Annotated in this window: 26 protein-coding genes and 8 pseudogenes; 19 read left to right on the forward strand and 15 right to left on the reverse strand. The window is 61.9% G+C overall.

Going from position 1 to position 24,344, the window contains the following annotated elements; translation table 11 throughout:
• Positions 1-260 precede the first annotated feature (260 nt).
• Complete coding sequence (locus QA600_RS21830) at positions 261-425, reverse strand: hypothetical protein (protein WP_278294050.1); 165 nt, start codon at positions 423-425, stop codon at positions 261-263.
• A 131-nt stretch (positions 426-556) separates the two neighbouring features.
• Entirely contained in the window at positions 557-682 is a 126-nt protein-coding gene (locus QA600_RS21835; RefSeq protein ID WP_278294051.1) for a hypothetical protein, read from the reverse strand.
• A 282-nt stretch (positions 683-964) separates the two neighbouring features.
• Between QA600_RS21835 and QA600_RS21840 the strand changes: the two genes are divergently transcribed.
• The 4 genes and pseudogenes from QA600_RS21840 to QA600_RS21855 all read left to right on the forward strand — a co-directional run bounded on the left by QA600_RS21840 (position 965) and on the right by QA600_RS21855 (position 4,259).
• Positions 965-2,059 carry a M14 family zinc carboxypeptidase gene (locus QA600_RS21840; RefSeq protein WP_278294052.1) on the forward strand — a complete coding sequence of 365 codons (1,095 nt, stop codon included), beginning with the start codon at positions 965-967 and terminating at the stop codon, positions 2,057-2,059.
• A gap of 193 nt (positions 2,060-2,252) precedes the next feature.
• Positions 2,253-2,456, forward strand: a pseudogene (locus QA600_RS21845) (integrase core domain-containing protein); the annotation flags it as partial.
• A gap of 9 nt (positions 2,457-2,465) precedes the next feature.
• Positions 2,466-2,706 (forward strand): annotated as a pseudogene (locus QA600_RS21850) (transposase); the annotation flags it as partial.
• A 107-nt stretch (positions 2,707-2,813) separates the two neighbouring features.
• Entirely contained in the window at positions 2,814-4,259 is a 1,446-nt protein-coding gene (locus tag QA600_RS21855; RefSeq protein ID WP_278294053.1) for an amidase, read from the forward strand.
• Positions 4,260-4,432: 173 nt separating this feature from the next.
• Here the strand turns inward: QA600_RS21855 and QA600_RS21860 are convergent, their stop codons facing one another.
• The 3 genes from QA600_RS21860 to QA600_RS21870 form a co-directional block, all read right to left on the reverse strand.
• Positions 4,433-4,642 carry a hypothetical protein gene (locus tag QA600_RS21860; RefSeq protein WP_278294054.1) on the reverse strand — a complete coding sequence of 70 codons (210 nt, stop codon included), beginning with the start codon at positions 4,640-4,642 and terminating at the stop codon, positions 4,433-4,435.
• A gap of 190 nt (positions 4,643-4,832) precedes the next feature.
• The gene (locus tag QA600_RS21865) at positions 4,833-5,735 is read right to left on the reverse strand and encodes a universal stress protein (protein WP_278294055.1); all 903 of its coding nucleotides are present in this window, start codon (positions 5,733-5,735) and stop codon (positions 4,833-4,835) included.
• Positions 5,736-5,818: 83 nt separating this feature from the next.
• On the reverse strand, positions 5,819-7,060 hold the full coding sequence (locus tag QA600_RS21870; protein ID WP_278294056.1) for a glycosyltransferase: 1,242 nt from the start codon (positions 7,058-7,060) through the stop codon (positions 5,819-5,821).
• A gap of 247 nt (positions 7,061-7,307) precedes the next feature.
• On the opposite strand from QA600_RS21870, the gene QA600_RS21875 reads away from it, so the two are divergent.
• Entirely contained in the window at positions 7,308-7,829 is a 522-nt protein-coding gene (locus QA600_RS21875; protein WP_278294057.1) for a DUF2267 domain-containing protein, read from the forward strand.
• A 471-nt stretch (positions 7,830-8,300) separates the two neighbouring features.
• Positions 8,301-8,459 (forward strand): annotated as a pseudogene (locus tag QA600_RS21880) (universal stress protein); the annotation flags it as partial.
• Between the two features lie 79 nt (positions 8,460-8,538).
• Here QA600_RS21880 and QA600_RS21885 read toward each other — a convergent pair.
• Entirely contained in the window at positions 8,539-8,982 is a 444-nt protein-coding gene (locus tag QA600_RS21885; protein WP_278294058.1) for a universal stress protein, read from the reverse strand.
• Positions 8,983-9,055: 73 nt separating this feature from the next.
• On the opposite strand from QA600_RS21885, the gene QA600_RS21890 reads away from it, so the two are divergent.
• Together QA600_RS21890 and QA600_RS21895 are read left to right on the forward strand one after the other, a co-directional pair.
• Positions 9,056-9,679: a SagB/ThcOx family dehydrogenase gene (locus QA600_RS21890; RefSeq protein WP_278294059.1), complete on the forward strand. Its 624-nt coding sequence runs from the start codon at positions 9,056-9,058 to the stop codon at positions 9,677-9,679.
• A gap of 104 nt (positions 9,680-9,783) precedes the next feature.
• Entirely contained in the window at positions 9,784-11,259 is a 1,476-nt protein-coding gene (locus QA600_RS21895; RefSeq protein ID WP_278294060.1) for an AMP phosphorylase, read from the forward strand.
• A 73-nt stretch (positions 11,260-11,332) separates the two neighbouring features.
• On the opposite strand, the gene QA600_RS21900 is transcribed toward QA600_RS21895, so the two are convergent.
• From QA600_RS21900 to QA600_RS21915, 4 genes and pseudogenes are all read right to left on the reverse strand, one after another.
• Positions 11,333-11,473 (reverse strand): hypothetical protein, encoded by a 141-nt coding sequence (locus QA600_RS21900; protein ID WP_278294061.1) that lies wholly within the window; start codon positions 11,471-11,473, stop codon positions 11,333-11,335.
• Positions 11,473-11,643, reverse strand: a pseudogene (locus tag QA600_RS21905) (sugar phosphate nucleotidyltransferase); the annotation flags it as partial. The gene QA600_RS21900 and the pseudogene QA600_RS21905, both read right to left, overlap by 1 nt.
• Positions 11,644-11,670: 27 nt before the next feature.
• Positions 11,671-11,982: pseudogene (locus QA600_RS21910) on the reverse strand (signal transduction protein); the annotation flags it as partial.
• Between the two features lie 130 nt (positions 11,983-12,112).
• Positions 12,113-12,751: a phosphoribosyltransferase family protein gene (locus QA600_RS21915; protein ID WP_278294063.1), complete on the reverse strand. Its 639-nt coding sequence runs from the start codon at positions 12,749-12,751 to the stop codon at positions 12,113-12,115.
• Between the two features lie 257 nt (positions 12,752-13,008).
• On the opposite strand from QA600_RS21915, the gene QA600_RS21920 reads away from it, so the two are divergent.
• The 3 genes from QA600_RS21920 (at position 13,009) to QA600_RS21930 (ending at position 14,496) form a co-directional block, all read left to right on the forward strand.
• A complete protein-coding gene (locus QA600_RS21920) occupies positions 13,009-13,836 on the forward strand; it encodes a universal stress protein (protein WP_278294064.1) in 828 nt (275 codons plus the stop codon).
• 157 nt (positions 13,837-13,993) lie between these two features.
• Positions 13,994-14,365 (forward strand): L-lactate permease, encoded by a 372-nt coding sequence (locus QA600_RS21925; RefSeq protein ID WP_278294066.1) that lies wholly within the window; start codon positions 13,994-13,996, stop codon positions 14,363-14,365.
• Positions 14,362-14,496, forward strand: a complete 135-nt coding sequence (locus QA600_RS21930; RefSeq protein ID WP_278294068.1) for a hypothetical protein — start codon at positions 14,362-14,364, stop codon at positions 14,494-14,496. Before QA600_RS21925 ends, QA600_RS21930 begins: the two co-directional genes overlap by 4 nt.
• Before the next feature lie 76 nt (positions 14,497-14,572).
• On the opposite strand, the gene QA600_RS21935 is transcribed toward QA600_RS21930, so the two are convergent.
• Positions 14,573-14,989 (reverse strand): universal stress protein, encoded by a 417-nt coding sequence (locus tag QA600_RS21935; RefSeq protein ID WP_278294069.1) that lies wholly within the window; start codon positions 14,987-14,989, stop codon positions 14,573-14,575.
• 45 nt (positions 14,990-15,034) lie between these two features.
• Here QA600_RS21935 and QA600_RS21940 point away from each other — a divergent pair.
• A pseudogene (locus QA600_RS21940) lies at positions 15,035-15,379 on the forward strand (universal stress protein); the annotation flags it as partial.
• A gap of 78 nt (positions 15,380-15,457) precedes the next feature.
• Positions 15,458-15,876, forward strand: a pseudogene (locus QA600_RS21945) (universal stress protein).
• 440 nt (positions 15,877-16,316) lie between these two features.
• Here the strand turns inward: QA600_RS21945 and QA600_RS21950 are convergent.
• The 3 genes from QA600_RS21950 to QA600_RS21960 all read right to left on the reverse strand — a co-directional run bounded on the left by QA600_RS21950 (position 16,317) and on the right by QA600_RS21960 (position 18,932).
• A complete protein-coding gene (locus tag QA600_RS21950) occupies positions 16,317-17,534 on the reverse strand; it encodes a CBS domain-containing protein (RefSeq protein WP_278294070.1) in 1,218 nt (405 codons plus the stop codon).
• Positions 17,535-17,891: 357 nt separating this feature from the next.
• Complete coding sequence (locus tag QA600_RS21955) at positions 17,892-18,257, reverse strand: universal stress protein (RefSeq protein WP_278294071.1); 366 nt, start codon at positions 18,255-18,257, stop codon at positions 17,892-17,894.
• Positions 18,258-18,326: 69 nt separating this feature from the next.
• Positions 18,327-18,932 carry a metal-dependent hydrolase gene (locus tag QA600_RS21960; protein WP_278294072.1) on the reverse strand — a complete coding sequence of 202 codons (606 nt, stop codon included), beginning with the start codon at positions 18,930-18,932 and terminating at the stop codon, positions 18,327-18,329.
• A gap of 106 nt (positions 18,933-19,038) precedes the next feature.
• Between QA600_RS21960 and QA600_RS21965 the strand changes: the two genes are divergently transcribed.
• Positions 19,039-20,346 carry a hypothetical protein gene (locus QA600_RS21965; protein ID WP_278294073.1) on the forward strand — a complete coding sequence of 436 codons (1,308 nt, stop codon included), beginning with the start codon at positions 19,039-19,041 and terminating at the stop codon, positions 20,344-20,346.
• Here QA600_RS21965 and QA600_RS21970 read toward each other — a convergent pair whose 3' ends face one another.
• Positions 20,347-20,763 (reverse strand): SPW repeat protein, encoded by a 417-nt coding sequence (locus tag QA600_RS21970; protein ID WP_278294074.1) that lies wholly within the window; start codon positions 20,761-20,763, stop codon positions 20,347-20,349.
• 327 nt (positions 20,764-21,090) lie between these two features.
• Between QA600_RS21970 and QA600_RS21975 the strand changes: the two genes are divergently transcribed.
• From QA600_RS21975 to QA600_RS21995, 5 genes and pseudogenes are all read left to right on the forward strand, one after another.
• Complete coding sequence (locus tag QA600_RS21975) at positions 21,091-21,996, forward strand: glycosyltransferase (RefSeq protein ID WP_278294075.1); 906 nt, start codon at positions 21,091-21,093, stop codon at positions 21,994-21,996.
• 128 nt (positions 21,997-22,124) lie between these two features.
• A pseudogene (locus tag QA600_RS22865) lies at positions 22,125-22,223 on the forward strand (universal stress protein); the annotation flags it as partial.
• Positions 22,224-22,591: 368 nt separating this feature from the next.
• The gene (locus tag QA600_RS21985) at positions 22,592-23,254 is read left to right on the forward strand and encodes a hypothetical protein (protein WP_278294076.1); all 663 of its coding nucleotides are present in this window, start codon (positions 22,592-22,594) and stop codon (positions 23,252-23,254) included.
• Between the two features lie 115 nt (positions 23,255-23,369).
• Positions 23,370-23,681: a bacteriophage holin gene (locus QA600_RS21990; RefSeq protein ID WP_278294077.1), complete on the forward strand. Its 312-nt coding sequence runs from the start codon at positions 23,370-23,372 to the stop codon at positions 23,679-23,681.
• Between the two features lie 446 nt (positions 23,682-24,127).
• On the forward strand, positions 24,128-24,344 hold a 217-nt coding region (locus QA600_RS21995; RefSeq protein ID WP_278294078.1), incomplete at its 3' end, for a hypothetical protein.

A 24,344-nucleotide genomic window follows, 5' to 3' on the forward strand; every position in this document is an offset into this window, starting at 1 on the left:
TCTCGGGTTCCAACAGCGGCGGTACGTCGATGGCGAACTGGTTGGGACGTACGGGGAGGTTCGGTAGAGCACCGGTTTCGGAAACCTGTCAATCGCTTTTTCGACTGACATCCGCAGGCAACTAGTGATCTCGGATGTGTCGAGTTCGCAGGGCCGAACGGGTCGGTCGTACCAGCGTGCGGTTCGGGGATGACTGAATCGACGCCGGACAGTAACCGTTGCCACGCTGTAGGATTTTTCTCGGACCAGGTGCCCTTAGCTCAGTCTGGGAAGAGCGCTCGGCTCATATCGAACGCCGATACCGCGGCGGCTTCGCTCAGCGTGATCCTATACTCGTCGGCGATCGCGACGGCGAGTTCCCAGGTGATCCGGCTCACCTTCGGGTCGGTGTCCTCGAGTTGGTAGCTCAGGTTACCGAATGCCATTACAATCACGTAGTCCTCGAATCGAGTCGTGTGGCATCGACCGACCGTGGCCGCGGCTTCGGATATAAACCTACGAGTCGCTGTTGTCGCTACTCTCCTCAGCGCGCTTGCCGGCTAGCCTCGGTCTCGGGTCAGCCGTCGCGCCGGTACTCGCCAGGATGCTCGGTGTTGATCTGCTCCGTGAACTCCTCTCGAGTACCGAAGGTCCTCGAGCAGTCGAGAGACGGACTGTCGTACGTCTCGACGTCGTTGTTCATAACCTGATTGTTTTGAAGAGGGCGGTCGGAGGCTCCCATAAGGGATTGTGTTTGTTTTCGTCTAGCATCTCGTCGCCGATCCGTTGGCGTACGACTGGGCATTAGTATGTAGCAGAAATAGTAGTAGATATTTCTGAGAAAACCCGTAAACTATTTCATACTGGTTGATGATTTATTGAGTGTATCATGAAGCGACGGCATGTACTTAGGACCGCTAGTGGAATCGCTGCAGCAGGCGTCTTCGGCACGACTATCACCGGAACGGCAGCGGCAGACTGTGACGTGGTCACGCCGAATGGTCCCTTCCCTCCAGAGACTGCCAAGGAGAACTACGAGGCGTTCACTTCGAACGAGACGCTCTACGATCGGCTCCACCACCTCGAGAACCGGACGAACGTCGAGTACGAGGAACTCGGCGAGACTTGGCAGGGTCGACCGATCCCGTACGCGAAGGTGGGTAGCGGCGACTTCCACATCTTTCACACTAACCAGCAACACGGCGACGAGCAGCCGGCCACCGAGGCCGCGCTCCGAGTGCTGCGAGATCTCGGCAACGGCCAGGGTCGCTCCGACATTCTGGACGAGCTGACGATCCACTTTCTCGTTCGACACAACCCGGATGGCTGGGCGCCCGCCGACGACAACGAGACGCCCACGCGAAGCAACGGTCGACCGGATGACATCTGTCACGACGGACCCTACTTCGGCCGGAACCAGTGCGGCCCGGTCGACCCGAACCGCCAGCACTACTTCCAGTTCGACGAGGAGACCCTCGCCGAGGTCGACGAGGACGCCTTTGACGAGGAGATCGGCATTCCGGACGAGAACCCCTCGCCGGAGACCCAGGCGATGATCGACAAGGTCGAGGAAGTTGACGCTGACCTTATTGTCGACTGGCATACGCAGTTCACCTACCACGACCAGAACTGCGACATGGTCAACGTGTCGCTGGCCTGGCCGTTCAACCCGCACGCGCCCGACGACGCAGTCGACCTCTCGAAGCAGGTCGCCGGTGCGTTCTGGGACGGCGTCCAGGGCCGCGCGAACGGCAACGCCTCCATTTTCCCCGGCGGCACGGGGGCGAATATCTGTCGCAACGCGTACGGGGTGGCCGGCCGCGGCAGCGTCTTGGTTGAACAGCGCGGCCAGGCACCCGAACTGAACAACGCCTCCAATGGGCGCATCATCCGCCACTCGCTGAACATGTACGAGCGGCTTCACGAAGAAGCTGCCAGCGGGGACCTAACCGAGCGGGATCCGGACTACGCCGACGGGCTCTGGGATGTCGGTCGGGACTGGTTCTGGCGGGATCTCCCCTCGGCAGACCTGGACGAAGAGGTTGAGGAATACTGGGAAGAATACCTGAATTCGCACTAACCCCGCTGCGGAGACGGAACGGTTTGGACTTTTTCAAGTGACGGTCGCCGAATGATACGTCGAAATACGGTACATTCGCCTGTTACTGCCAACTGTTCGATACTCGGGAAGAGAAGCGACGAACTGCACTCTCACCGACCGTTGACGTCGACAACCCGCTAAGGGACGCTCATCGGCTCCCTGGTCGTTCGTGGGTCGGGTCAACTATATCGAGCGAAACCTCATCGAAAAATGGTTTCACTCCCTCAAAATGCGCATCGACCGCTTCCACAACTCGTGGGTGGGCAGTCGGGCGAGCGCACGCAAATGGTTTGAACAATTCGTGTACTACTACAACCGCCAGAGACCGCACCAAGCTCTCGACGGAAAGACGCCGATTGAGGAGGTGCAGAACTAGACAGTTCCGATCATCGTTCTAGATGGAGCGCCGTATTTTCAGGCGTCGGCCGTCACGGACCTGGCGGCCCGTGACGACCTCACCTTCGTTACCAGCGTACTCGCCAGAGCTCAATCCCGTTGAGAAGTGCTGGAGACAACTCCAAGCCACTCTCAGCAACCGCTTCTTTGAGTCGCTCAGCGATCTTACAACGGCGATTGATACAGCTCTCGATCAACTTTCTATCCCCAAAGTAAGTGATTATTTCTAACTCATACTATAGACGGTGCCGTGCCGTCTAAATCATCGTCAACCCAGAGAGTGGAAAGTCGAGGACTGATACGAGTCTTTATTTTCCCGCCTATTATTTAGAGAGGTATGTCAGTGCTCAGGGGACAGTCAGCCCGCGAACTCGCAGCGGCAGTGCGTAACGAAACGCTGTCCTCTCTGGAACTGGTCGAGACGGCGCTAGATCGAATTGAGGCAACTACGGAGTTGAACGCATTTATTACCGTTATCGAAGACTTGGCGCGTAAGCGCGCTCGTGAGGCTGACCGGGCAGCTGGTCGCGATGAGGACCTCGGCCCGCTTCACGGCGTCCCGGTTGCTATCAAGGACCTCCGGAGTCGGAAAGCCGGCGTTCGAAATACGATGGGACTTGCACCGCTGGCCGACAACGTTGCCCATGAGGATTCCATCATGGTCGAGCGGTTGGAGGCTGCTGGTGCAATCATCGTCGGTACCACCAATACACCAGCCCTCGGTCACACCATCAAGACGGAAAACCGCGTCGCCGGCGCTACACCGACACCGTTCGATTACGACCGATCCGCTGGAGGATCCTCCGGCGGATCGGCGGCTGCACTCGCGGCAGGCGCAGTACAACTCGCAACCGGATCAGATATCGGCGGGTCGCTCCGCGTGCCCGCCGCCTGCTGTAACGTCATCGGCCTCAAGCCGACGTTCGGACTCGTTCCCGAACGTGCCCCGAGTGACGGTTTTAGTACGCATTCGCCGTTTTTCGTCAGCGGTCCGATGGCCCGGACTGTCAAGGACGTCGCCGTGTTCCTCGATGTCCTTGCGGGTCAAGACAGCCGAGACCCGTTCAGCGTGCCCCGCCGGAAGACGGACTACGTGAACGCGACTGACCGACCGACGGATGACCTCGCGGTGGCATACAGCCCGAACTTGGATCTCCAACCGATCGCACCGGCGGTGCGTGAAACGGTCGACGACGCCGTTGCTGATCTCGCGACTGCTGGCGCGACCGTCGATACCGTGGACGTGTCACTCCCACCGTACGAGGAACTATCGATGGCATACGTCGAACAGGTTGGTGTCTTTTTCAGTTCGTTCGCCCAGCAGCTCGCGGAACAGTACGAGATCGACTTTGAGACGGCGGACGTTGAGGAGACCGTCCGCTCGACTATCGCACTCGGAGCGGAGACCGACGCTACCGCTGAGCGACTGCAGAACGTCCCTCGGACTGCCGCATACGACGGCATCGAAAACGTCCTCACAGACTACGATGTCCTCGTGACACCGACGCTCACTGTCCCACCGTACAGCAAACACCTTAGCGACGGCTACCCGACGGAGATCGACGGACAGTCGGTGATGGGTGTTCCGACCGACGCGATGCTGACGTGGGTGTTCAATCTGACGGGCCATCCTGCAGCATCGGTACCTGCCGGACTCACCGATGATGGCCTTCCCGTCGGACTGCAAATTATTGGGAGACGGTTTGCTGAAACCGATATACTGAGTGTCGCTGCAACGATTGAACGAGTCCGACCGTGGACTGGTCACTATCCGGATGTCTAGCCACGCGGTGAGACTTCTGCACTACCGCCTCGAGCTATAACCGATCGAACTCGCACTCGATAAGAGCGCTAATCCGAGTTTGATCCCGTCTTCCGAGGCGGAAAGTCACCGGTCGATATTGATAGTTCTGTTTGGTGCGTCACTCGCAATGGACAGTCCGACTCAACGATCACTCACCGAAAGTAGAGTACGTATATCATGATTGCAAGGCCGAACGCGACGCTTCCGCCGACGAGGATGATCAGTGCGATCGACTGATCGACGCTCAGGAGAGCAAGGATGAGTATCGTGTATGCCGCGTATATTATCGCAAGAGCGACGCCAAACCAGAGCTGCCGGGTCTGTTCTGAGGCATCCGTCTCCCCTCTCTCGTCAGTGCTCATTCGTAGCGCTTGTCGTATTCGCGCCCGCCCCTCGTGTAGTTTACCACCGCAGCGGGTATCCTGGCCCGCCTGTGACCCACGAACTGGATACCGCCGTCGCTACGTTCCCACACGACGCCCGGAACCGGCGCGATAATCGGTGTGTGGGCCCGGACTCCCGATGATTCACGGGATCGATTCGTGGGTGTCATCACGGTGGATCGGCGCTGACCGGGACGCAAAACACCGGAACGTCGGCCTGTCGGACGACGTTTTCGGTGACGCTACCGAGAAACCACTGGCCGATTCCGGTGCGACCGTGCGTTCCCATCACGATCAGATCGATCTCGTGCTTGCTCGCGGCCGTGAGAATTACGTCCGCCGGTGAACCGGTCGCGATCTTCCCGGAGACGCTGACGCTGGCGTCGCTGGCACGTTCCCGAACCGTATCGATCGCGTCCTCGCCGCTGTGCTCGAGAGCGCTGAGGAGTTCGTCCGGTTCCTGTGCCCGAGAGAGGCGACTCGTATCGACAGAGTACACCGTATGGACCATCGACTCGAATTGACTCGCCAGCGCGATACCCCAGTCGGCTGCGATCGTGGCCCCGTCGCTGCCGTCCGTCGGAAGGAGGAACTCGTCGAACGCGATGTCGTCGATCTCGCTCACGTCGGCGTTCGGTGGGACGGCGAGGACAGGCGTGCGTGCCGTCCGGAGGACGTTCTCTGTGACGCTCCCGAGGAAGACCCTGTCCAGCCCGGTCCGGCCTTTCGTCCCCATAGCGATGACGTCGATCTCGCGTCGCTTGGCGTACTCTCGAATCGACTGGAACGGTGTCCCTCGCTTGATCGTGGTCGTAACGTCGAGGTCCGCGTCGGCGGACCGAACCATGTCCGCGACGGTTTCCGCTGCTTCTTCCGCATCGGTCTCGAGTGACGCGTATATCGGCTCCGCTGCATCGGCAACTTCCTCCAGGTCGCTATGGGCGGCGACGACCGAGAGGACGTGCACGTCCGCGCCGATTCGTGATGCCAGTGCGGTCCCCCATTTTGCCCCTGTGAGCGCTCCCTCGCTGCCGTCTGTCGGTATCAGTATCGAGTCGATGAGCCGGCTCATAGCTGTCAGATCTTCACTTCACCACCACAGCGGATAATTGTAGGGGCACACTGCGTTTCTGCCGTTGGCCCGGACCCGATCACTCACGGATTTCGGTCGAGCACATCGACGATAGTCTCAAGTAACTCCACGAGCTGACGGGGCAACAGGAAGTGTTCACGGACGTGCTCGCGTGCGTTCTCGCCGAACTTCGTTCGACGGTCATCGTTCTCGAGGAGGTCACAGACGCGGTCACCAGCGCCCGCCGCATCGTCCGGGTCGACGAGGTAGCCGCTCGTTCCGTCCTCGATCTGTAGCGGGATGCCGCCGACGTTCGACCCGACAACCGGAGTGCGCTTCCAGAGCGCTTCCGAGACGACCAGGCCGAACCCCTCGCGCAGCGACTTCTGGACGACGACGTCCGACTGACACTGCAGGACGTTCACCGTCGTATCCGGGAGATCGGTCAGCACGTGGACGTTCGGATCGTCGACCGCTTCCTTAGAGACCTGTTCGTACAGCTCCAGTCCCTCGGGATCGTCGCCAGCCATCCCACCAACCAACGCCAACTGGAGGTCCGTTACGTCCTCGCGAGCGCGACGGTACGCCTCCAGCGTCCCGAACTGATCCTTCCACGGGTCGAACCGGGAAACCTGCGCGACGAGCGGGTCCTCGAACGAGAGGGGGTCCAGTCGGTCGTGCTCGTTTGCGATCGTCTCTGCATCGAGCGAGCGGTTCTTCTCCGTCGTTGGATCGATCGACGGATAGATGATGCTCGTCGGAACCTCGATATCACCGACGTAGCTGGACCGGCTGAAAACCGCGTGGTCGATGCGGTTCGTATACTCGGAAACGAACGCGAGATAGTCGTCGATCGGATCGGTGAGATCGATGTGACAGCGCCAGACGATCGGTGCGTTCGGCATCGTCTCCGTTATGTAATCGAGCATACCGAGTGGCTGCGGATCGTGAACCATGACGAGATCGTACACATCTTCGAGTTCGGCCGCATTTCGCTCGGTGACCGCCCGATAGGTTGCCTTCATCTCCTCGGTCAGCGGGGGTCCGCTCCCCTGGAGTGCGTTGTGCATTGCCTTGGTCACCTCGAAGAAGTCGTCATCAGCATCCATGACGAGCCAGTCAGTGTCGACGGCGAGGTCGTTGCACACCGGAACGATCGAACGGAGCAGTTCCGCGACGCCGCCACCGGCCGCGGTCGAATTGACGTGGAGGATTCGGACGTCTTCCAGCGCCTCGGCGAGAGATCGAAGCCGCTGGAGTCGGTCGTGACCTGTCACGCCAGCGTACGCCTCGATTGATTGATCCGGTAGTGATGGAGCGTGCATCGTCCGTGCTCGTTGGTACAACGACGGGGGTGGTATCAGTTGTGGGGCGACGATGGCAAAGAACGCGAGATCGAACAGCGACGACATTCCGCCACGGATCGCTAGTCGAAACTCGCCCTCGCGGATCTCCTGGGCGTGGATCCTCAAAACGATCCTGTCGGAAAGACGTTGCTGGATCAGTTACGTTCTCGCGACAGAACACGTAGCATATGGTTTGACGTCCCTGGTCAGCAAGCACGCTACTGCTATGAACTTCGACGAGTTCACGGGCCAGATCCAGCACCGACTCGAGCTTCCGGACACCGGACGAACGGTGCGAGCGATCAGGGCGACGCTCATGACCCTGGGTGAACGGATTCCGGAGGGGGCGGCCGAAGATCTCGCCGCCTCCCTCCCGATGGAAATCAAGTGGTACATGACCGGTGCCGTTCAGGAACACGGGCAGCGATTCGACTGGCAGGAGTTCGTTACCCGAGTCAGTGAACTCGAGGGAGACCTGACGGATCCGCCGGAAGCAGCGTACCACGCCCGTATCATCGTCGATCTCGTGAGGTCGGAGGTGCCGCCGTCGGACTTCCAGCAGCTCCGTGATCAGCTTCCGGAGAGTGCGGACGATGAGAACTGGGGCAAACTGTTCGAAGTGGTCGACAGCGGTGGCTGGGGCGATGCCCAGGAGGCACAGACCGGTGGCGGTCCACAACCCGAGACAGCGACCCGGCACGACTCCGACACGGCGGACGACGGGTCGGTCGACGAAACAGAAGAATAGCGACCCCCGACTCAGGGTCGCCGGCACGAAGACGGGAGACCGAGACCCGACCTTCACAGATTGACAGAGATGTGAGGAAGAAGTCCCCGACGGTGGCCCTCCTCGGAACGCAAAGCGTTGCGATGTGCTAACCAGAAATCAGCGATTGCTGGTGGCGTAGGAGGAAGCCGACACGGCTCGAACCATTCCACGAGCGTGAACAGCCCACGGCTTCTTTTGACACCAACCACCGAGCAGTTCCTACTGGTACCTGAACGTGGACGGTTCGCTCGTCATGGCCTCGACTCGTGCGTTCGTCGGAAACGCCGACGAGATGACCACGACAGGGGGATTGATTCTCGACGCGGGATTACGTAGGTACAAACGTAATCAATTGTAGTATTTCAGTATATGAGGAAGCACCTCATCGAATAAGTGTAAAAGCGACCATGATCTCGGTGTTTTGATATCCGCTTCGCTGGCAGCAGGGAACGATCCCTGGGGCGTCACCGCTAAGAACACGACGTCAACCACGTCGTGAACGGGAGTCACGGTCGCGATGGTCTCGATCGGATCCTACTGGGAAGGGGCGCCGAAACCGTCGCTCGCCGCGCACCAGTCCCCGCCACCGTCGTTCGAGCGAACGAGTAGATACGAACCGCAGTGATCGACCCGATACCGAGCCACGAACCTGACGGCCGTTGTGACGGCAGGACGAACTCGAGTCTCGTCACCGAACGATCGTGACCGGAACCGGTGCGCGGCGAGCGACGGTTTCGGCGACCGCTCCAAACGATCGGTCCTCGTCGATTCGACCGTGTGTGCCGAGAACGACGTGGTCGACAGCTTCTTCCGTCGCGTACTCGACGATGAGCCGCGCCGGGTCACCGATATCCCAGTCGGTCGTGATCGATCGGTCGTAGTCGGCGGCGGTCTCGGAAACGTCCGCGAAGAGCCGATCCCTCGCCTCGTCGACGGACGCCGACCACTCCTCGGTCCCGAACATCGGTTCGTACGACGATTCGAGATCGTTGTCGGTCGCGGAACCGGGATCGAACAGGTCGACGACGTGGTACGCCGTGATCTCCGCATCCGGAAACTCGCGAAGCGCGTGACGGAGTGCCTGTGACGATAACGGCGAGCCGTCGACGGGAACGAGAACTGTAGTGGCCACAGAACGGAGTTCAAGCCGGAGGGACATAGCCTCTTGGGCACGGTATTTTCCGTCTTGCCGTGACATCGTCGACATGGATCCGATCGAGCTTCCAGAACCCGACCCCGACGGTAAGATGAGCGTCGAACGAGCGGTCGCGACGCGAGCAAGCCGGCGCTCGTTCGCTCGGGCGCCGGTGACGATCGAGGACATCTCTCAGGTACTGTGGGCGGCGCAAGGGCTTACCCACGTGAGAGACGGCGTGGAGATGCGGGCCGCGCCGAGCGCCGGAGCGACGTACCCGCTCGTCGTCTTTCTCGAGGTGACGTCGGGCGGGAGGGCGGATCTGGATCGGGGGCTGTACCGTTACGATCCGGGACGGCACGTGCTCGAGTCGGAACTCGATGGGGCCGTCCACGACGGCCTCACGCAGGCCGCGCTGGGACAGGAGGTGGTGAGAGATGCACCGACGACGATCGTACTGGCGGCGAACTACGAGCGAACACGCCGGCAGTACCCGAAACAGGGAGATCGGTACGTCCATATGGAGGCCGGCCACGCCGCCGAAAACGTCCACCTCGTCTGTGAATCACGTGGGTTGAATACCTGTCCAGTCGGCGCGTTCACCGGCGCCGACGTCGCGGACGCACTCGAACTTCCGGCCCGACTCGAGCCGCTGTACCTGCTGCCGTTCGGCCGCCGAGCGACGAGGAAATGACCCTCTCGAGCTTTCGATCCCGATTTCCTGACGGGACGGAGGGGCGTATCGGATCGGTCGGACGCCCGTATCGTTTTAGCTGTGTGTGCCGTGTTCACAGACGAATGCAACTCGAGGCAGTTACGATCGACATCGGGACGAGCCGTCCACTCGTGCTGTTGAACACCGTCGATTCGGACGAACTGGGTGCTCATCCGCTCGATCGCGTCCGGATAGCGTCCGATGGGACGACGACGGGCATCGTGAAGGTGACGGACGAACTGGTCGAACCGGGAACGATCGGGATGACCGAGCCGCTCGACCACGTTCGCGGGTCGGTCGACGTGACGCTCGCCGGGATTCCTGAATCGGTCAGGTACGTCCGCAAGAAATTAGACGACGTCGAACTCAAGGCTCACGAACTAGAGACGATCGTCCGAGATATCCACGAGGATCGCCTGTCGGACGTCGAGTTGGGCGCCTACGTCTCGGCCGTCTACGCGAACGGGCTCTCACTCGAGGAGACGAAACACCTGACGGAGGCGATGAGCAATGTCGGCCAGCACCTGACGTGGGACTCCACAGTCGTCGCCGACAAACACTCGATCGGGGGCATCGCTGGCAACTGCGTGACGCCCGTCATGGTGGCGATCGTCACCGCGGCGGGGATAACAATGCCAAAGACATCCTCGCGAGCGGTGACCTCGCCGGCGGGGACGGCCGACGTCGTGGAGACGTTCTGTGACGTCGAGTTCACGATCGATGAGATCGAGGCGATCGTCGCCGAGGCGAACGGCTGTCTAGTCTGGGGTGGCGGCGTAGAGCTCTCGCCGGTCGACGACGCGATCATCCGCGCCGAGAACCCGCTCTCGATCGATCCGCCAGGCCAGCTTACGGCCTCGGTGCTCTCGAAGAAGCAAAGTGCTGGCTCGACGCACGTCCTGATCGACATTCCGTACGGGGAAGGCGCGAAAGTCGAGAGTCTCGTCTCGGCACGGAAGTTCGCCGACGACCTCAAACGGGTCGGCAACCATCTCGGGATAGACGTCAGCTGTGCGATCACCCACGGGACAGATCCGATCGGCCGCGGCGTTGGCCCAGTACTCGAGGCCCGGGACGTGCTTTCGGTGCTCGAAGGGGCCGGACCTGAATCGCTCCGGTTGAAGTCCGTCCGTCTCGCGGATATCCTGCTCGAGCACTGTGGCGTCGACGCATCGGCGATCGATATCCTCGAGTCGGGACGTGCACTCGAGCAGTTCAGGCGGATCGTCGCAGCTCAGAACGGCGATCCGGACGTCAAGTCGGACGACCTCACTCCGGGCGGAGAGTCGACGACCGTCCGCGCAGAGCGATCCGGTATCGCGACTCGGGTCGACAACAGACAGCTCTGCGATCTCGCGCGGCGGGCAGGTGCGCCCCTGGACGCCCGTGCCGGACTCGTGCTTCACCGAACGGTAAGCGCGCCGATCAAAGACGGCGATCCCCTGTATACGATCCACGCCGAAACGCCGTCCAAGCTTGCAGAGGCAGAAGGTCTGGCCGAGCGACTCGAGGCGGTCCGGGTTCGGAGCAAGGCGGACGCCCTCGTCGAGCGGCGGTGAGAGTCGAGTATCGGCGAACGGGCGGTTCGATCTCCTCGGAAAGGTCGACGGGAAATAGACGTCACGACCGAAATTACTCCAGTGATCCCTTCGGAATGTGGGTGTACGCACCGACCATCGCATCGCGAAGGTCGAGTCCACCGAGTGTAGCACCTTCGTCGATGATCGAGTCCCGAACGGTCGTCGCTTCGACCGTCGCGTCCGGAAAGATCACCGCTCGTTCGTGCTGACGTACACCTCCTCGATTCGATCCTCGGACTCGAGCTCGGCGTAGATTCGGTCGATGACGGTGGTCTCCCCGAGCGGGAGCAACATCTTCGGCCGGTGTCTCGTGATCGGCCACAGTCGAGTCACATACCCGCCGACCAGTACGATAGCGTTCATCGATTTAGATTACCGTTGGAGAGCTGTCTACTCCTCGAGCAGCCAGCCGAAGCGTTTCTCCCAGAACTCCTCTCCCGGCGGCTTCTTCGTGCGTCCGTAGGCCTTTTCGTCGCGGATCTGTCGTTCCAGCACGTCTCGCGCCTCGTTGAGGGCGTGGCTCGCACCGTATCCCTCGCCGGAAGCGATGTACAGTCCGCGATCAGTGTAGAGCCGAATGCGAGCGAGCAACAGCGAAACGCCCCGTCGTTTCTCGTCGTGTTCGTGGAGGTGGACCTTCGCGTCCAGGACGCTCATTCCGTGGTCCCGGTCGTCGAAGGTATTGACCATTGCCACGATGTCCTGGGGGGTCGTTCTACGGTACTACTGAGGCGTACTGGGATGGCTGGGATGTATACTCGTCACCGATCAGTTGGTCGCTGGGAGTCGACTCGTGATGATCGCGGGGCCGTTCTCGACCGGCCGCTCACGGTCACGTCTCTAGGTAGGCCATTGCTTCTTCGTCGGAGACCTGACTGAAGTTCCGGTAGAACTGTCCGACCCCCATGAACCTCCCGGGCCTCTCGAGACAGACGACCTCGTCGGTCCACTCCTCGAGTTCGGCGATAGAGGTCGGCGGACCGACCGGTACTGCGAGGACGACTCGATCGGCGTCCGAACTGCGAAGCTTCGCGAGACAGGCCCTGACGGTCGAGCCTGTTGCGACGCCGTCGTCTACGACAACAACAGTCTTTTCCGCCAAGTTCGGCTCCGACCGACCGCCTCGGTACCGCTCGACCTTCTGGCGTGCCTCCGCGGCTTTGCGCTCGCGCTGTTCCTGAAAGTACTCCTCGTCGCTTCGCGTCCCGAGAATCGCTTCCTCGTTTCGCCAGACGCTTCCATCGCTCGCGACGGCACCGATGGCGTACTCCGGGTTGCCCGGCGCACCGATTTTCTTTGCGACGATGACGTCGAGTGGAGCCTCGAGTTCGTCTGCGACTGCTCGGCCCAGCGGGAGGCCGCCACGCGGAATGGCCAGAACGAGATCCGCGTCGATCCCTCGCTCACGTAGCTCTTCCGCGAGTAGCTCTCCCGCTTCCGTTCGATCCTGGAATCTGCGAGACACCCCCATCAATCCGGAGAAACGGGACGAGAGAGCATATAACGCCAGGGTAACTCCTGCTAGATGGGAACAATCGCATCGATCGCACGCTGTCGTGAGTGCCGATCGGACTGTCAGAAGCGACGAATCGCTCGCAGGAGAACCGACGACGGGCAGAGGAACGAACGGCCTCGAGGGCCGCCGTTCCGTCTCAGTTCGTCGAGGGTGACCTGCAACGGATGATAGCTGTCCACAGAGCCAAGACGGCCGTCACCGTAGGGGAGGTCATGTACGATGACCTTCTCATCGCGACCGACGGCAGCGACGTCGCAGCGAATGCCGCGACGGTCGGCATCTCGCTGGCCCGAACACTCGAGGCAAAGGTTCATGGCCTGTCAGTTGTCGAAGAGAAGCAAGGCGATATCGCGGCTCGCCGCGAACGCCGCCAGTCAGATGCAGACTCGACTGTGGCCGACGCGATAGACGCAGGCTGCGATGCCGAACCGATCGTTCGGAACGGACGGCCCGCAAGCGAGATCCTGTCGTGTGCCGACGACGTCGATGCCGACCTAGTCGTCGTCGGGACCCACGGGCGGACCGGGTTACAGCAGGTGCTGCTCGGGAGCGTCACACTCGAGGTAATTCGCGAGGCACACCAGCCCGTTCTCTCGGTTAGTCCAGACGCATCGTGGGACGGCGAGCGAGTCGACGACATATGTCTCGCGACCGACGGCTGGACGGGAGCGGCAGCCGCGACCGAGCACGCCCTCTCGCTGGCCGACGCCGCCGACGCCAGGTTGCACGTGCTGTACGCCGTCGACATGAGTTCGGACACGGCCGAGATCCAGGAAGCGTTCGAAGAACACGGCGAAAAAACGACGACGGGGATTACGGGTCGAGCCGACGAGCGCGGTCTCGAGGCGACTCGAACGGTCGCCTCCGGGGCAGCAGATGAAGCTATTCTCGAGTATACCGACCGCGAGGCCATCGACGTGCTTGTAATGGGAACCGAGAGCAAATCGACCCTCGAACGACTCGTCGTCGGGAGCATCTCCCAGCGCGTGGTACCCGACGCAAGCGTTCCCGTGCTGACTGTCCGCACGCTCGAGTCGTAGCTGCACCGGCGGTGATAAGGTGAGGCTGGTATTGGTAACAGTTGATGAAATACACTGCATGGACTACAATCATGCTTGTGCGATTAGGGCGTCAAATAATCAGTGACCACACATAATATGAACAACCTATCAGCAGAGCCGCCCCGCCGCATTCGCCTTGGGCACCAACGGGAGACGACCACCGAAATTCGCCACACCGTTCGTCTCAAGCGGATTCGGGATTCTCGGGGCCTTCATCATCGGAAGTAACACCGCTTCGAACATCATATTCTCGCTACTCCAGGACGAAGCCGCAATGGAACTGGACATCCCACAGTGGACGATCCCCGACAGTCAGATGACCGGTGGCGCGGTCGGGAACGCCATTTCGCCCTCGAACGTGGTTCTCAGCACCGGGACGGTCGGAATTGTCGGGGAAGAGGGTGGCGTGCTATGGATTACGCCCCCCTGGGTCGCGCTCGTGTTCGTCTTCGTCGGCCTCCCCATGGTCGGTGTGAGCGGGTACATCTTCATCGGAGGTGGGACATGAACGCAACTCGCGTCGATCCACTGGATTTCGACGGGATCACCTTTGTCCTACTCCTACTCATCCTGCCGCGCGTCAGCTACGGAACCCTTGAGGGGATCGACGCCGTCTGGGGTTTGGACTCATCCTCCTGATCGTCGGCGGGGCTCGTGCCGCTTCTCACCGAACTCTTCCTCCCCGAGGACGAAGATGAGGAGTAAAAGCGGCGAATCACCGAACGATCGTCACGGGGACGGGTGCACGGCGAACGACCCGTTCGGCGACGCTCCCAAGCAGTACGCGGGAAGCCCCTGAGCGGCCATGGCTGCCGAGGACGATGTGGTCGACGTCTTTCGACTCCGAAACCGCCACTATCTCGTTACCGGGGGAACCGACGACGGTTTCCCGCTCGACGGAACCGTCGTGGTCCGCTGCAATCTCGGCTGCGTCCTCGAGCAATTCGTCGGCAGCCTTGCGCCGCCCTTCGAGTATCGAGTCGTACGCATATATTCCACCCTCCCCGTACATCCCGACAGACGGGTCGATGACGTGTAACAGCGTGAGATCCGCGTCCGGATACTCTCGGACGGCGTGTTCGACGGCTTTCGTCGCCGGTTGGGAATCGTCGATTGGAACGAGGATATCCATACTACCCCTTCGTAGTCATGATCAAAAAAACCTCCCTCAGAAACAGCCCTGAATCACTCGTTCACGGGCGCTCCGTCGTTCGGCTGCCAAGTTTGGACCGTTGACACGCGCCGGTACGACGATTCCATGCTCACCGGCTCGGAAGCTATTATCGACGAGTTAACGGAGCGGGCGGAGGAGATCCCCGAAGACTTGCAGGTGCGCGCCGACGTCGACGTGACCACGTCGGTTCGGCGGGGATCCCCCGCCAGCGTAATCGGCTCCTACGCGGCCGAAGTCGACGCCGACCTGCTGGTGCTCGGACACCGCGGGCGCGAGTCCGCCGACGAGATCCGCAGCACCGCAGAACGCGTCGTTCGAACGGTCGATCGGTCGGTACTGACGGCCTGAAGACGAGTTCCGTAGCCGACGTATCAGCATGGCCGGTGTGAACCATATAAACGCACTCGATGTCACTGCCCGACACCGATGTACGACACCATACTCGTCCCGACGGACGGAAGCGAGCCGGCGAACCGCGCGGTCGAACACGCACTTGAGCTGGTGGATAGGTACGGCGCCGCTGTGCACGTGCTGTACTGCGTCGAAACCCACCGGACGGTGAGCCGGCACTGAGCAGCGCTGAGCTCGTGATCGACAACCTCGAGGACAGGGGCGCCGCGATGTGCCAGGCGGTCGGCGACCGGGCCGACAACGCGGGTATCGAGTGCGAGTGGACCGTCTGTCACGGCAGACCCTGGGTGAAAGTTCGAGAGACGGCCGCCGAGACCGACGCCGACCTGATCGTCATCGGCTTCCAGGGACGGAGCCACGAACGGCCGGGGAAGATGGGGAGCGTCGCCGAACGCGTCCTCCGGCAGGCCGATCGACCGGTGCTGACCGCCTGATGCGACGATCTCCGTAAGCTGTCGATGGCCGCGTCGCGACGGCTGAACTGATACCCGCGACACCGTTGTAGTGGACGCCGTCCGACCCGTGTGTTCCATCCTGGCTGGGCCGATCGACGCAGCGGACGACGCCGTGGCGGACCGCGCGCAGTTACGACGGCTCGTCGAACGCGCGGCTGTGCTCGGGGCGTTCGCGTACCCCACGTGAACTCGACGGCGACTGGTTCGCCGTGCTCCGCGCGGTGATCGAGGACGAGTGATGAGGAGGACGCTGGCTCTCGTCGATCACCCGCCCCGAAACCTACTAGCGAGAGGTATTCGTTCGAACTATTCGGGCCGTTCTGTATCGTTGTCGACCGGCCGAACTGGGTGACCTTGAGCAGCGGTGTCGGATCGGTGCCGCCAGTCCAGTCGGTTTCTCACAGACTGGACCCGACGGATCACTCCTCGAGCAGCCAGCCGAAGCGTTTCTCCCAGAACTCCTCTCCCGGCGGCTTCTTCGTGCGTCCATAGGTCTTTTGATCGCGGATCTGGCGCTCGAGGACGTCCCGGGCCTCGTTGAGCGCGTGTTTCGCGCCGTAGCCCTCGCCGCTCGCGACGAACTGTCCGTTGTCCGTGTAGAGACGGACGCGCGCGAGCAGCAGCGGCGTTCCACGACGTTTCTCATTGTGCTCCTGGAGGTGGATTTTCGCATCGAGCACGTTCATCCCGTGATCTCTATCGTCGAACTTCTCGACCATCGCGACGATCTCGTCGTAGGTGACGTCGTCGATCAGACTCGTACCGTACACCTGGACGCCGCGATTGCCCTCGGCCTCCCACGTCAGCGAGTCGAGGACGTCCGTCTTCGTCACGATTCCGTGTGGCGAGCCGTTACGCGTGACGACCAGCGACGAGGCGTTGATCTCGAACATCTCCTCGACCGCGACGTCGAGGGTTTCCTCCGGACTGATAGTCCGGACCGGCGTCGTCATCACGTCCCGAACCGGGAGGTCCAGCATCCGGTCGGACTCTCCCTCACGGGAGCCATAGCCGCCGCGTCGCGACCGGGCCATACTCGAGGAGATCTCGCCGCCGAACGGATCGACGCCGCCGCCGTCGCCGCCCTGACTCTGGACCTCGGCGCGCACGGTCATGGTGGTGACGTCGTATAGACTGAGGATTCCTACGGCTGAATTGGCATCCACGACTGGCAGATGCGTAATGCGGTGTTTGCGGAATTGATTGAGCGCTTTGCCGAGCGTCGAGTCGGGGTCCAGCGCGACCAGATCGGCGGAGTACGCTTCGGCGACGGTTGCAGCGTCGAGATAGGGCGTCACCTTCTCGAGGACGTCGTCGGCGGTGACGACGCCCGCAAGTTCGTCTCCGTCGAAGACGGGCAACAGCCGTGAGTCGCTGTCGATCATGAGCTGTGCGACCTTCCGGATGTCCTCGGTGGGATCCAGTCGGGGGACGTGCCAGACCAGCGGTCCCAGTTTCTCGTGTGGTTGCCTGTGCGAGGTCGACAGTTGACGTCGGGTGACGATCCCTTCGAACTCGTCGCCGCGGACGACGACGCCTTCGACGTCGGTATCGGTGAAGGTGCCGACCAGCTTCGAGACGGTGGTGTCGGGCGTGTGTTCGACGAACTCCGTTGAAATGATGTCTTCGATGTTCATGAGTGGATGAGTGGTGAATCGGTAGTTCGGGCCGGACAGGCCCGAGCAATCTCGGACGATCGGTTGTAGGTGAAAGTTCGTTGACCATCGGCAAATACTCGTGGGTCGTTCCCACGTATTCGGTGTTTGGAACGGAATTGATATTGTTAGTCGGAGAAGGGAGGGCCGAGTCCTCAGAGAACACGACACACATGCGCACCCGCCCCCTCGATCTGATCGGCATCGAGGAATCCTTGCGTCCGGTCGGTCGAAGCCAGGACTCCCTCGCTCGGATACGACCCACCATGTCGGCGTCGTGTCGCCCTGGTTTCCAGTCGCCGGGGTGACGGGACGACGGCAGACGTCCTCGAGCCCGTCTCACCGGACGACCGTCACTGGCACCGGTGCGCGTCGCACGACCAGTTCGGCGACGCATCCGAGCAACACCCGCAAGGAGCCGCGACGGCCGTGGCTCCCGATAACGACCTGGTCGACGTCCGCTTCCTCGACGTAGTCCGGGATTTCCGTAGCCGGCTTGCCGACGACCGCCTCGGTATCGATCGAGACACCGTGTTCGTCGGCCCGCTCCTCGGCCGCCGCGAGCAGCTCCGCGGCCTCTTCCTCGAATCGCTCCGAGAATCCCTCCCGGCCGAGCCACGCCAAGAAACTCGTCTCGTAGGGATCGATCACGTGCAGCGCCGCGTCCGCTGGGTCGGAGTCGTCTATCGGCACGAGAACGTGCATACGCGTTCCTTCGCCGGCATCGATCAAAAAAGTAGACTTCGGAACGGTCGATTTCTCCACGTTCGGCCCTCAGGTCTCGAGATATCGGGCGGGAACGTACGGGTGGACCGCCGTCGGGAGCAGGCAGGCGAGCCGTGCTGCGAACGCTGCGAGACGCCTGCGAAGGAGTACGTAGACGGCCGAGACGGCGACGAGTGCGAGCGACAGCGTCGCGAACACGACGTCGCCGACGAGCGCGAGCGGTACCGCCGCGACGCCGGCCAGCGCGAGGTCCTCGGGCGCGCCGTCGTACCGGACCAGCTGTCGGGGTCGGAGCCACCGCCCGTGGTAGTGGCTGTAGACCGCCCGCTCGGAGTTCCCCTCCCAGGGACGGAGCTCGAGACCGCCACCGAGGACGTCGCTTCCGGCGTGCAGCGCCGCCGCCGCGAGACCGACCGCAAGCGCGACGGTCGCCGTCGACGGAAACAGGACCGCGAACGCGATCGCCGGGATCGCGGCGACCGACGCGTAGACGGGATAGTGAAGCGTCTTCCGGTGACCAGTATAGAGGTCGAGGTCGGGCGCGAGACCGCCGAGGAGGCCCGCGGCGAACGCGACGGGTGCGTACTCCGGGGCAGCCGCGAACACCGGGAGCGCGAGGGCCATCCCCCACAGCGCGTGAGTCGTCGCCATCATTGTGACCCTATATAAGCAACGGAACCGTATGAACGTTTCCCGAGACCCTCGCTGAGCTATCGGGGTGAGGGATACGGCTTTCAAACCGTCTTTCGAATACGCCCACATGGAACACACGGACGACCTGGGGGCATTACTCTCGGAGACGGGACTGAACGCTGTCCTCGGATGGATCGTCGTCGCCGTCTTGCTGGTGACCGCAGTTCTGACGGTTTTCGAGGGGGTGTTCGACTGGGGGTTCATCGCGCTCGTGGTCGTCGCAATCGTCCTCTTCCCCGGAGTCGCATTTCGGGACCCGCGGGTAATGCCTCCGTGGGAACTGATCGCCGTCGCGGCCGTCCCGATCCTCTGGGAGGCGCTGCTGGGCCGGGCCTTCGTAACGGACGTACCGGCGTACCTCGCGGTCGCCGCGCTGGCGCTGTTGATCGCCGTCGAACTCCACCAGTTCACGGCCGTCCGGCTGAACCACGGGCTCGCCATCGCGCTCGTGGTGCTGACGACGCTCGCGGTCGCCGGTATCTGGAACGTCCTCCAGTGGATCGCCGACGTCCTCCTTGGCACCTCGTTCGTTCTGGACGGGAGATCTCAGGACGCGATCAACGCCGACGTGATGATGGAGTTCATCTACGCCGGCATCGCCGGGATCGGCAGCGGCCTCCTGTTCGATTTCTACTTCCGAACGCAAAACAGGGTGCCGACCGAACGGACGTACGTCCCGCCGGAGCCGCGACCCGAAGCCGACGCGCCGTCGACGGCCGAACCCGACACGCCGAAGCTTCGAGACCGGCTCGGCATCGCCCCCCGGCGACAACGGCAGGCCAGTCGAGCCATGCAGGTCGTCCTCGTGCTTGTCCTCGTCTGGGGATTGTACGTCCGAGATTTACCAACGATTGCCAATGCTGCAGTCGCGCTCGCGATCACGTTCGTCCCGGCGATTCTCGAGCGGGAGTACGACCTCCCGATGGACGTCGGGCTCGTCCTCTGGATCACGACGGCTGTCTTCCTCCACGCACTCGGTTCGGCGGGGCTGTACGACGCGATCGATCCGTGGGACCACCTGACGCACGCGCTGTCGGCGTCGGTCGTTGCGGCCGCCGGCTACGCGATTTTCCGAGCCGTTCACGTTCACACCGACCGTGTCTACATTCCGCCGAAGGTGATGGCCGCGTTCATCCTCGTATTCGTGTTCGCGGCCGGAGTCGTCTGGGAGATCCTCGAGTTCGTCATCGACCAGAGTGCGATCGTCTTCGGGCTCGACGCTGTCCTGGCGCAGTACGGGATCAACGATACGATCGTCGACCTGATCTTCAACGCCGTCGGGGCGGTTATCGTGACGCTGTGGGGGACGGCCTATCTCACGGACGTTTCGGATTCACTGTCCGAGCGGTTCGATCAGTGGTACGAAAGTGAGTAATCAGGTTCCCGTCGGCGTTCCGGCACGAACGGAGCGCCCGGCGTAGGCCACGTACCCGGCGAGAACGAGCGCGAGCACGCCGGCGACGACGTTGCTCCACAACAGCGCCTCGCTCCCGATCTCGAACGCGAACGGGGCGACTGCCGTCCACAACCCGAGGAGGGCGGCCAGTGCCATCACGCCGACGCTGTTCGGGTGGTCGGTAACGATCCGGTAGTAGTTGTAGCCTGCCAGCAGCAGGATCGCCGCGCCCACGATGACGTTGTTCCAGACCGCCGCCTCGGCCGACTCGAGGACGAACGGCGATACCAGTATCCAGAGGCCGACGATCGAGGCGATCCCGCTGATCCACTTCATTCCTTCAGAGGTGCCAGTTCCCATCGCTTCCGGTCGATCGATGTCTGTCGCTTCGCTCATATGCGACCGATGAACGGACCCAGCTATAAGCGGCGCCTATTGTTTTAACGACCACACTGCGGATTACCGTTCGCGGCACGACTCGGAACGGACCGCGTCGGTGTTCAGAACGCGTTTACGAGACGCTTCCCCGGTGACGAAATCGTCGTACGTTCGGGGCGAGGTGAGCGGCAAGGGGCACGGCTCTATTAACAACGAGTTGACTAGAAAGACAAACGCATATTACCGGGGACGTTCGGGAGCTACGGTGACCATCGGGAGCCATACGCTCTCAGGTCGTGAACCGACCCCAAACCGTTAGCTCTCCGGTCGGCGTACGGTTGGCCGATGGCGAGTATCATCCTGCCGACGTTCGAGTGGACGCGGTCGTGCGAGCAGTTGGCCCGCCAACTCGAGCCCGAGGACGAACTGCTGGTCGTCTGCGACCACGAGGACGATCCGGTGGCGAACGCCGATCTTCCCGACGAAGCCGAACTGCTCGTCGCCGGCGAGCCGGAGGGCTGTTCGGGGAAGGCAAACGCCGTCGCGCTCGCACTCGAGCACGCCTCCCAGGACCGGATCGTGCTGACCGACGACGACGTCGAGCGCGACGACGACTGGCTGGCGACGATCAAACGACTCGGCGAGGAACACGGCACGGTGACAGCGATTCCGGTCTTCACGAGCGAGGAGTATCCGTTCAAACTGTTCGAGCCGCTGTGTCTCGTCGTCGCTTCGTTCGTCGTCGAAGGGACGAACTGGGTGACCTGGGGCGGCGGCGTCACCTTCGACCGCCGCGAGATCGACCTCGAGGGATACGTCGCGGATCTCAGGCGAACGGTCTCGGACGACGCGTTGCTGGCCGAGTACACCGACGACGTCGTTGCCTCACGCGAGCTCGTCAGCGAGGTTCGGGTCCCCGGCGGCCCCCGAATCACCTACGAACGGCTCACGCGGTTCGTGACGATTTTTTATCGCTTCGCCCCGCGTCGGACGCTCGGTATTCTCGGGCTCTTCGCGGCCGTCGCCGCGGTCGGCGTCGTCACGCCGCTGCTGGTCGCCGTCGCTGCGACGCTCCTCGCCTACGATCGGTACCGCGCGCTCGGCGTCGACAGGCGGACATGGCTGTTCGCCGTCCCTTCGCTCGTGCTCACGCCAGTACTCGGTGCCGCCGGCATCCTGCGGCCTACGTTCGTCTGGGGCGGCCGTCGCTACCGCTGGGACGACACGTTCGACGTGACGATCTTCGAGTAATTATGGAGTGCTGTCGTGGAACGAACCGCTTCCCGTCTCTTCGACGGACAATTCGTCGGGCAATCCAAGGATCGTGGGCCGACGAAGTCCACGGACGCCGGAGCAAACCGATGTAGCAGACGCTCCTTATTCCGACCGACGGCAGTGGGGGCGCCCGTCGAGCGATCGAGCACGGCCTCGACCTCGCGGAGACGCACGACGCTACCCTCCACGCATTGTGCGTGATCGCCGTCGCCGAACTGCTGGAACTCGGCTACGCGGGATAACCGGTCCGACTTCGAAGAAACGATCGAACCGCCCGAGGACGGAGCGAAGCGCGCGGTCGGCGTAATCGAAGGTCCTTCTCGGGTTCCGTATACAACGAGGAACGAAGTCATAGTTCACGTCTACACCGGCAGGCGCGACAAAACGCTATCGTGTCTCGGATCATACACGACCTATGCCAGTACCTCCCAGCCGCTTGGAAACCGCCGGAACGGTCGCGACCGCCTTCTTATCGATCGTTTCATCGCTACTCGGTCTCTTTCGAGACGGGCACTACGCGGACCCCGCAGCGGTTCTGTTGCGAATATATGCCCAGGATGTCGTTATCCTCGTGATCGGGGTGCCCGCTCTTGTCCTCGGTCTCTGGTGGGCGAGACGCGGATCGATCCGCGGCCGCCTCGTGTGGCTCGGTGCGATCGCATACATGATGTATATGTGGACCCACTACGCGTTCGTTATCGCGTACAACGACTTCTTCATCGGGTACGTTGCCCTATTCGGGCTCTCGGTCTTTACGCTGGTCAGCGGTGTCGCATCGACGGATGCTGATGAGATACGCGCGTTACTCCACGGTCGGTTGTCGACGTCCTTCTATGTGGGTTTTCTTGCAATCACTGCGTTGGGGCTCGGACTCATGTGGTTGTCCGAGATCGTTCCGGCACTTCTCGCAGACGAGCACCCATCGGCGATCGCACAACTCGGTCCAAAGGCAGCCCACACCTACGTGATCGATCTAGGGCTCCTCGTGCCGGCCCTCGGTATCACCGCCGTTTGGCTCCGGTGGGAGCGTTCCTGGGGCTACGTGTGGACGGGCAGTATGCTCGTGTTCGCCGCGCTTATCGCCCCCACGCTGACGGCGATTACGGTGATCGATCTCCTCGAGGGTCTCGACATTTCGGTGTTCATTATCGTCGGAACGATCGTCCCACCGGTAATCGGACTCGTGTTCGCTGTTTCGTACCTCCGCAGGCTACCGCAAAGCGCTGCGTATTGATCTCGCATCGAATTCACCAGTATAACCCCCGTTGGTCAGTTCTGCCTATAGCAGTTCCCACAACATAGTAACTACCCGATCGTATTTTATTCGAGTCGATCAATTCATCGGTAGGATGAGTGATTCACAGCCCTCGGTCCAAGAGCAGACCCATGCTTCCTCAGTCGAAACAACAGAGCTCACAGGGAAGGTCGATGCCCGTGCACTCGGCCTCTCGGCCGGGATTATCTGGGGCACAGCGGTTGCCTTCCTGGAACTGGCAGCCGGGACGAAGTACGGAGAGCGCTGGCGACTGTTACTGGCAGATCTCTATCCCGGGTACAGTCCCGAACCGGGCGATCTCGTCTGGGGGACGGTTCTGGGGTTTGTCGATGCATTCGTCATTGGATACCTGTTCGGGCGGCTCTACAACCGACTAGCGGAGTGATTGCCACTCCGAGTGCCGTACCGTTCAACTCGGCATATCGATCAGGTCGAACCTGACCAACATCACTCGAGCAAGGGAGTGACTTGCGAGACCCAGGAAACGTCGTGTCGGTCGTGGTCGTTCGGGCGAAACATGTGGTAGGCGATGACGTCGTCCGAGCGCTTCGTCCCCACCGGTACGTACCCGAACCGTTCGTACAAGTTTCGGGTCGATTTCTCACCCGTAGCGAGATAGATCCCTGACGAACTGGGATCGTGCTCGACGAGGCCGTGCGTGGTCTCGAGTAGCGCTCGGCCGACGCCTCGACCTTGTGCGGCCGGCGCAACGCCGATCGCTTCCAACCGGTAGTACGCCGACGGCAGTCTCCTAGGAGGCCGCATCGTCCGTACAACGTGATAGACTCCTGTCCAGTCCATCCGTCCGAACAGGGGAGCCACGACGGGGAAATGGCGAGTGAACAGCCACAGGAGTCGAACGGGAGCCCACGACACGCCTGGTCTGGTGACGACCGCAGTTCCGATCACGTCTCCATCGCTCGTGGCAGTGAACACGGGCTGTCCAGTTTCGAAGTGAGCGCGGAGCAAAAGCTCAACCGCTCGCTCATACTCGTCCTCGATCTGACGAACGGAACCTCCAAGCGCGGTCGTCGTGAACGCTTCAGTT

The sequence above is a fragment of the Natronococcus sp. A-GB1 genome (assembly GCF_029688845.1).
Taxonomy (GTDB): Archaea; Halobacteriota; Halobacteria; order Halobacteriales; family Natrialbaceae; genus Natronococcus.

What these genes read in the sequence shown, in the direction of transcription:
- QA600_RS21830 (WP_278294050.1), bottom strand. Translation starts at nt 425, where the DNA reads ATGGCATTCGGTAACCTGAGCTACCAACTCGAGGACACCGACCCGAAG.
- QA600_RS21835 (WP_278294051.1), bottom strand. Translation starts at nt 682, where the DNA reads ATGAACAACGACGTCGAGACGTACGACAGTCCGTCTCTCGACTGCTCG.
- QA600_RS21855 (WP_278294053.1), top strand. Translation starts at nt 2,814, where the DNA reads ATGTCAGTGCTCAGGGGACAGTCAGCCCGCGAACTCGCAGCGGCAGTG.
- QA600_RS21860 (WP_278294054.1), bottom strand. Translation starts at nt 4,642, where the DNA reads ATGAGCACTGACGAGAGAGGGGAGACGGATGCCTCAGAACAGACCCGG.
- QA600_RS21865 (WP_278294055.1), bottom strand. Translation starts at nt 5,735, where the DNA reads ATGAGCCGGCTCATCGACTCGATACTGATACCGACAGACGGCAGCGAG.
- QA600_RS21870 (WP_278294056.1), bottom strand. Translation starts at nt 7,060, where the DNA reads ATGCACGCTCCATCACTACCGGATCAATCAATCGAGGCGTACGCTGGC.
- QA600_RS21875 (WP_278294057.1), top strand. Translation starts at nt 7,308, where the DNA reads ATGAACTTCGACGAGTTCACGGGCCAGATCCAGCACCGACTCGAGCTT.
- QA600_RS21890 (WP_278294059.1), top strand. Translation starts at nt 9,056, where the DNA reads ATGGATCCGATCGAGCTTCCAGAACCCGACCCCGACGGTAAGATGAGC.
- QA600_RS21895 (WP_278294060.1), top strand. Translation starts at nt 9,784, where the DNA reads ATGCAACTCGAGGCAGTTACGATCGACATCGGGACGAGCCGTCCACTC.
- QA600_RS21915 (WP_278294063.1), bottom strand. Translation starts at nt 12,751, where the DNA reads ATGGGGGTGTCTCGCAGATTCCAGGATCGAACGGAAGCGGGAGAGCTA.
- QA600_RS21920 (WP_278294064.1), top strand. Translation starts at nt 13,009, where the DNA reads ATGTACGATGACCTTCTCATCGCGACCGACGGCAGCGACGTCGCAGCG.
- QA600_RS21930 (WP_278294068.1), top strand. Translation starts at nt 14,362, where the DNA reads ATGAACGCAACTCGCGTCGATCCACTGGATTTCGACGGGATCACCTTT.
- QA600_RS21935 (WP_278294069.1), bottom strand. Translation starts at nt 14,989, where the DNA reads ATGGATATCCTCGTTCCAATCGACGATTCCCAACCGGCGACGAAAGCC.
- QA600_RS21950 (WP_278294070.1), bottom strand. Translation starts at nt 17,534, where the DNA reads ATGAACATCGAAGACATCATTTCAACGGAGTTCGTCGAACACACGCCC.
- QA600_RS21955 (WP_278294071.1), bottom strand. Translation starts at nt 18,257, where the DNA reads ATGCACGTTCTCGTGCCGATAGACGACTCCGACCCAGCGGACGCGGCG.
- QA600_RS21960 (WP_278294072.1), bottom strand. Translation starts at nt 18,932, where the DNA reads ATGATGGCGACGACTCACGCGCTGTGGGGGATGGCCCTCGCGCTCCCG.
- QA600_RS21965 (WP_278294073.1), top strand. Translation starts at nt 19,039, where the DNA reads ATGGAACACACGGACGACCTGGGGGCATTACTCTCGGAGACGGGACTG.
- QA600_RS21970 (WP_278294074.1), bottom strand. Translation starts at nt 20,763, where the DNA reads ATGAGCGAAGCGACAGACATCGATCGACCGGAAGCGATGGGAACTGGC.
- QA600_RS21975 (WP_278294075.1), top strand. Translation starts at nt 21,091, where the DNA reads ATGGCGAGTATCATCCTGCCGACGTTCGAGTGGACGCGGTCGTGCGAG.
- QA600_RS21990 (WP_278294077.1), top strand. Translation starts at nt 23,370, where the DNA reads ATGAGTGATTCACAGCCCTCGGTCCAAGAGCAGACCCATGCTTCCTCA.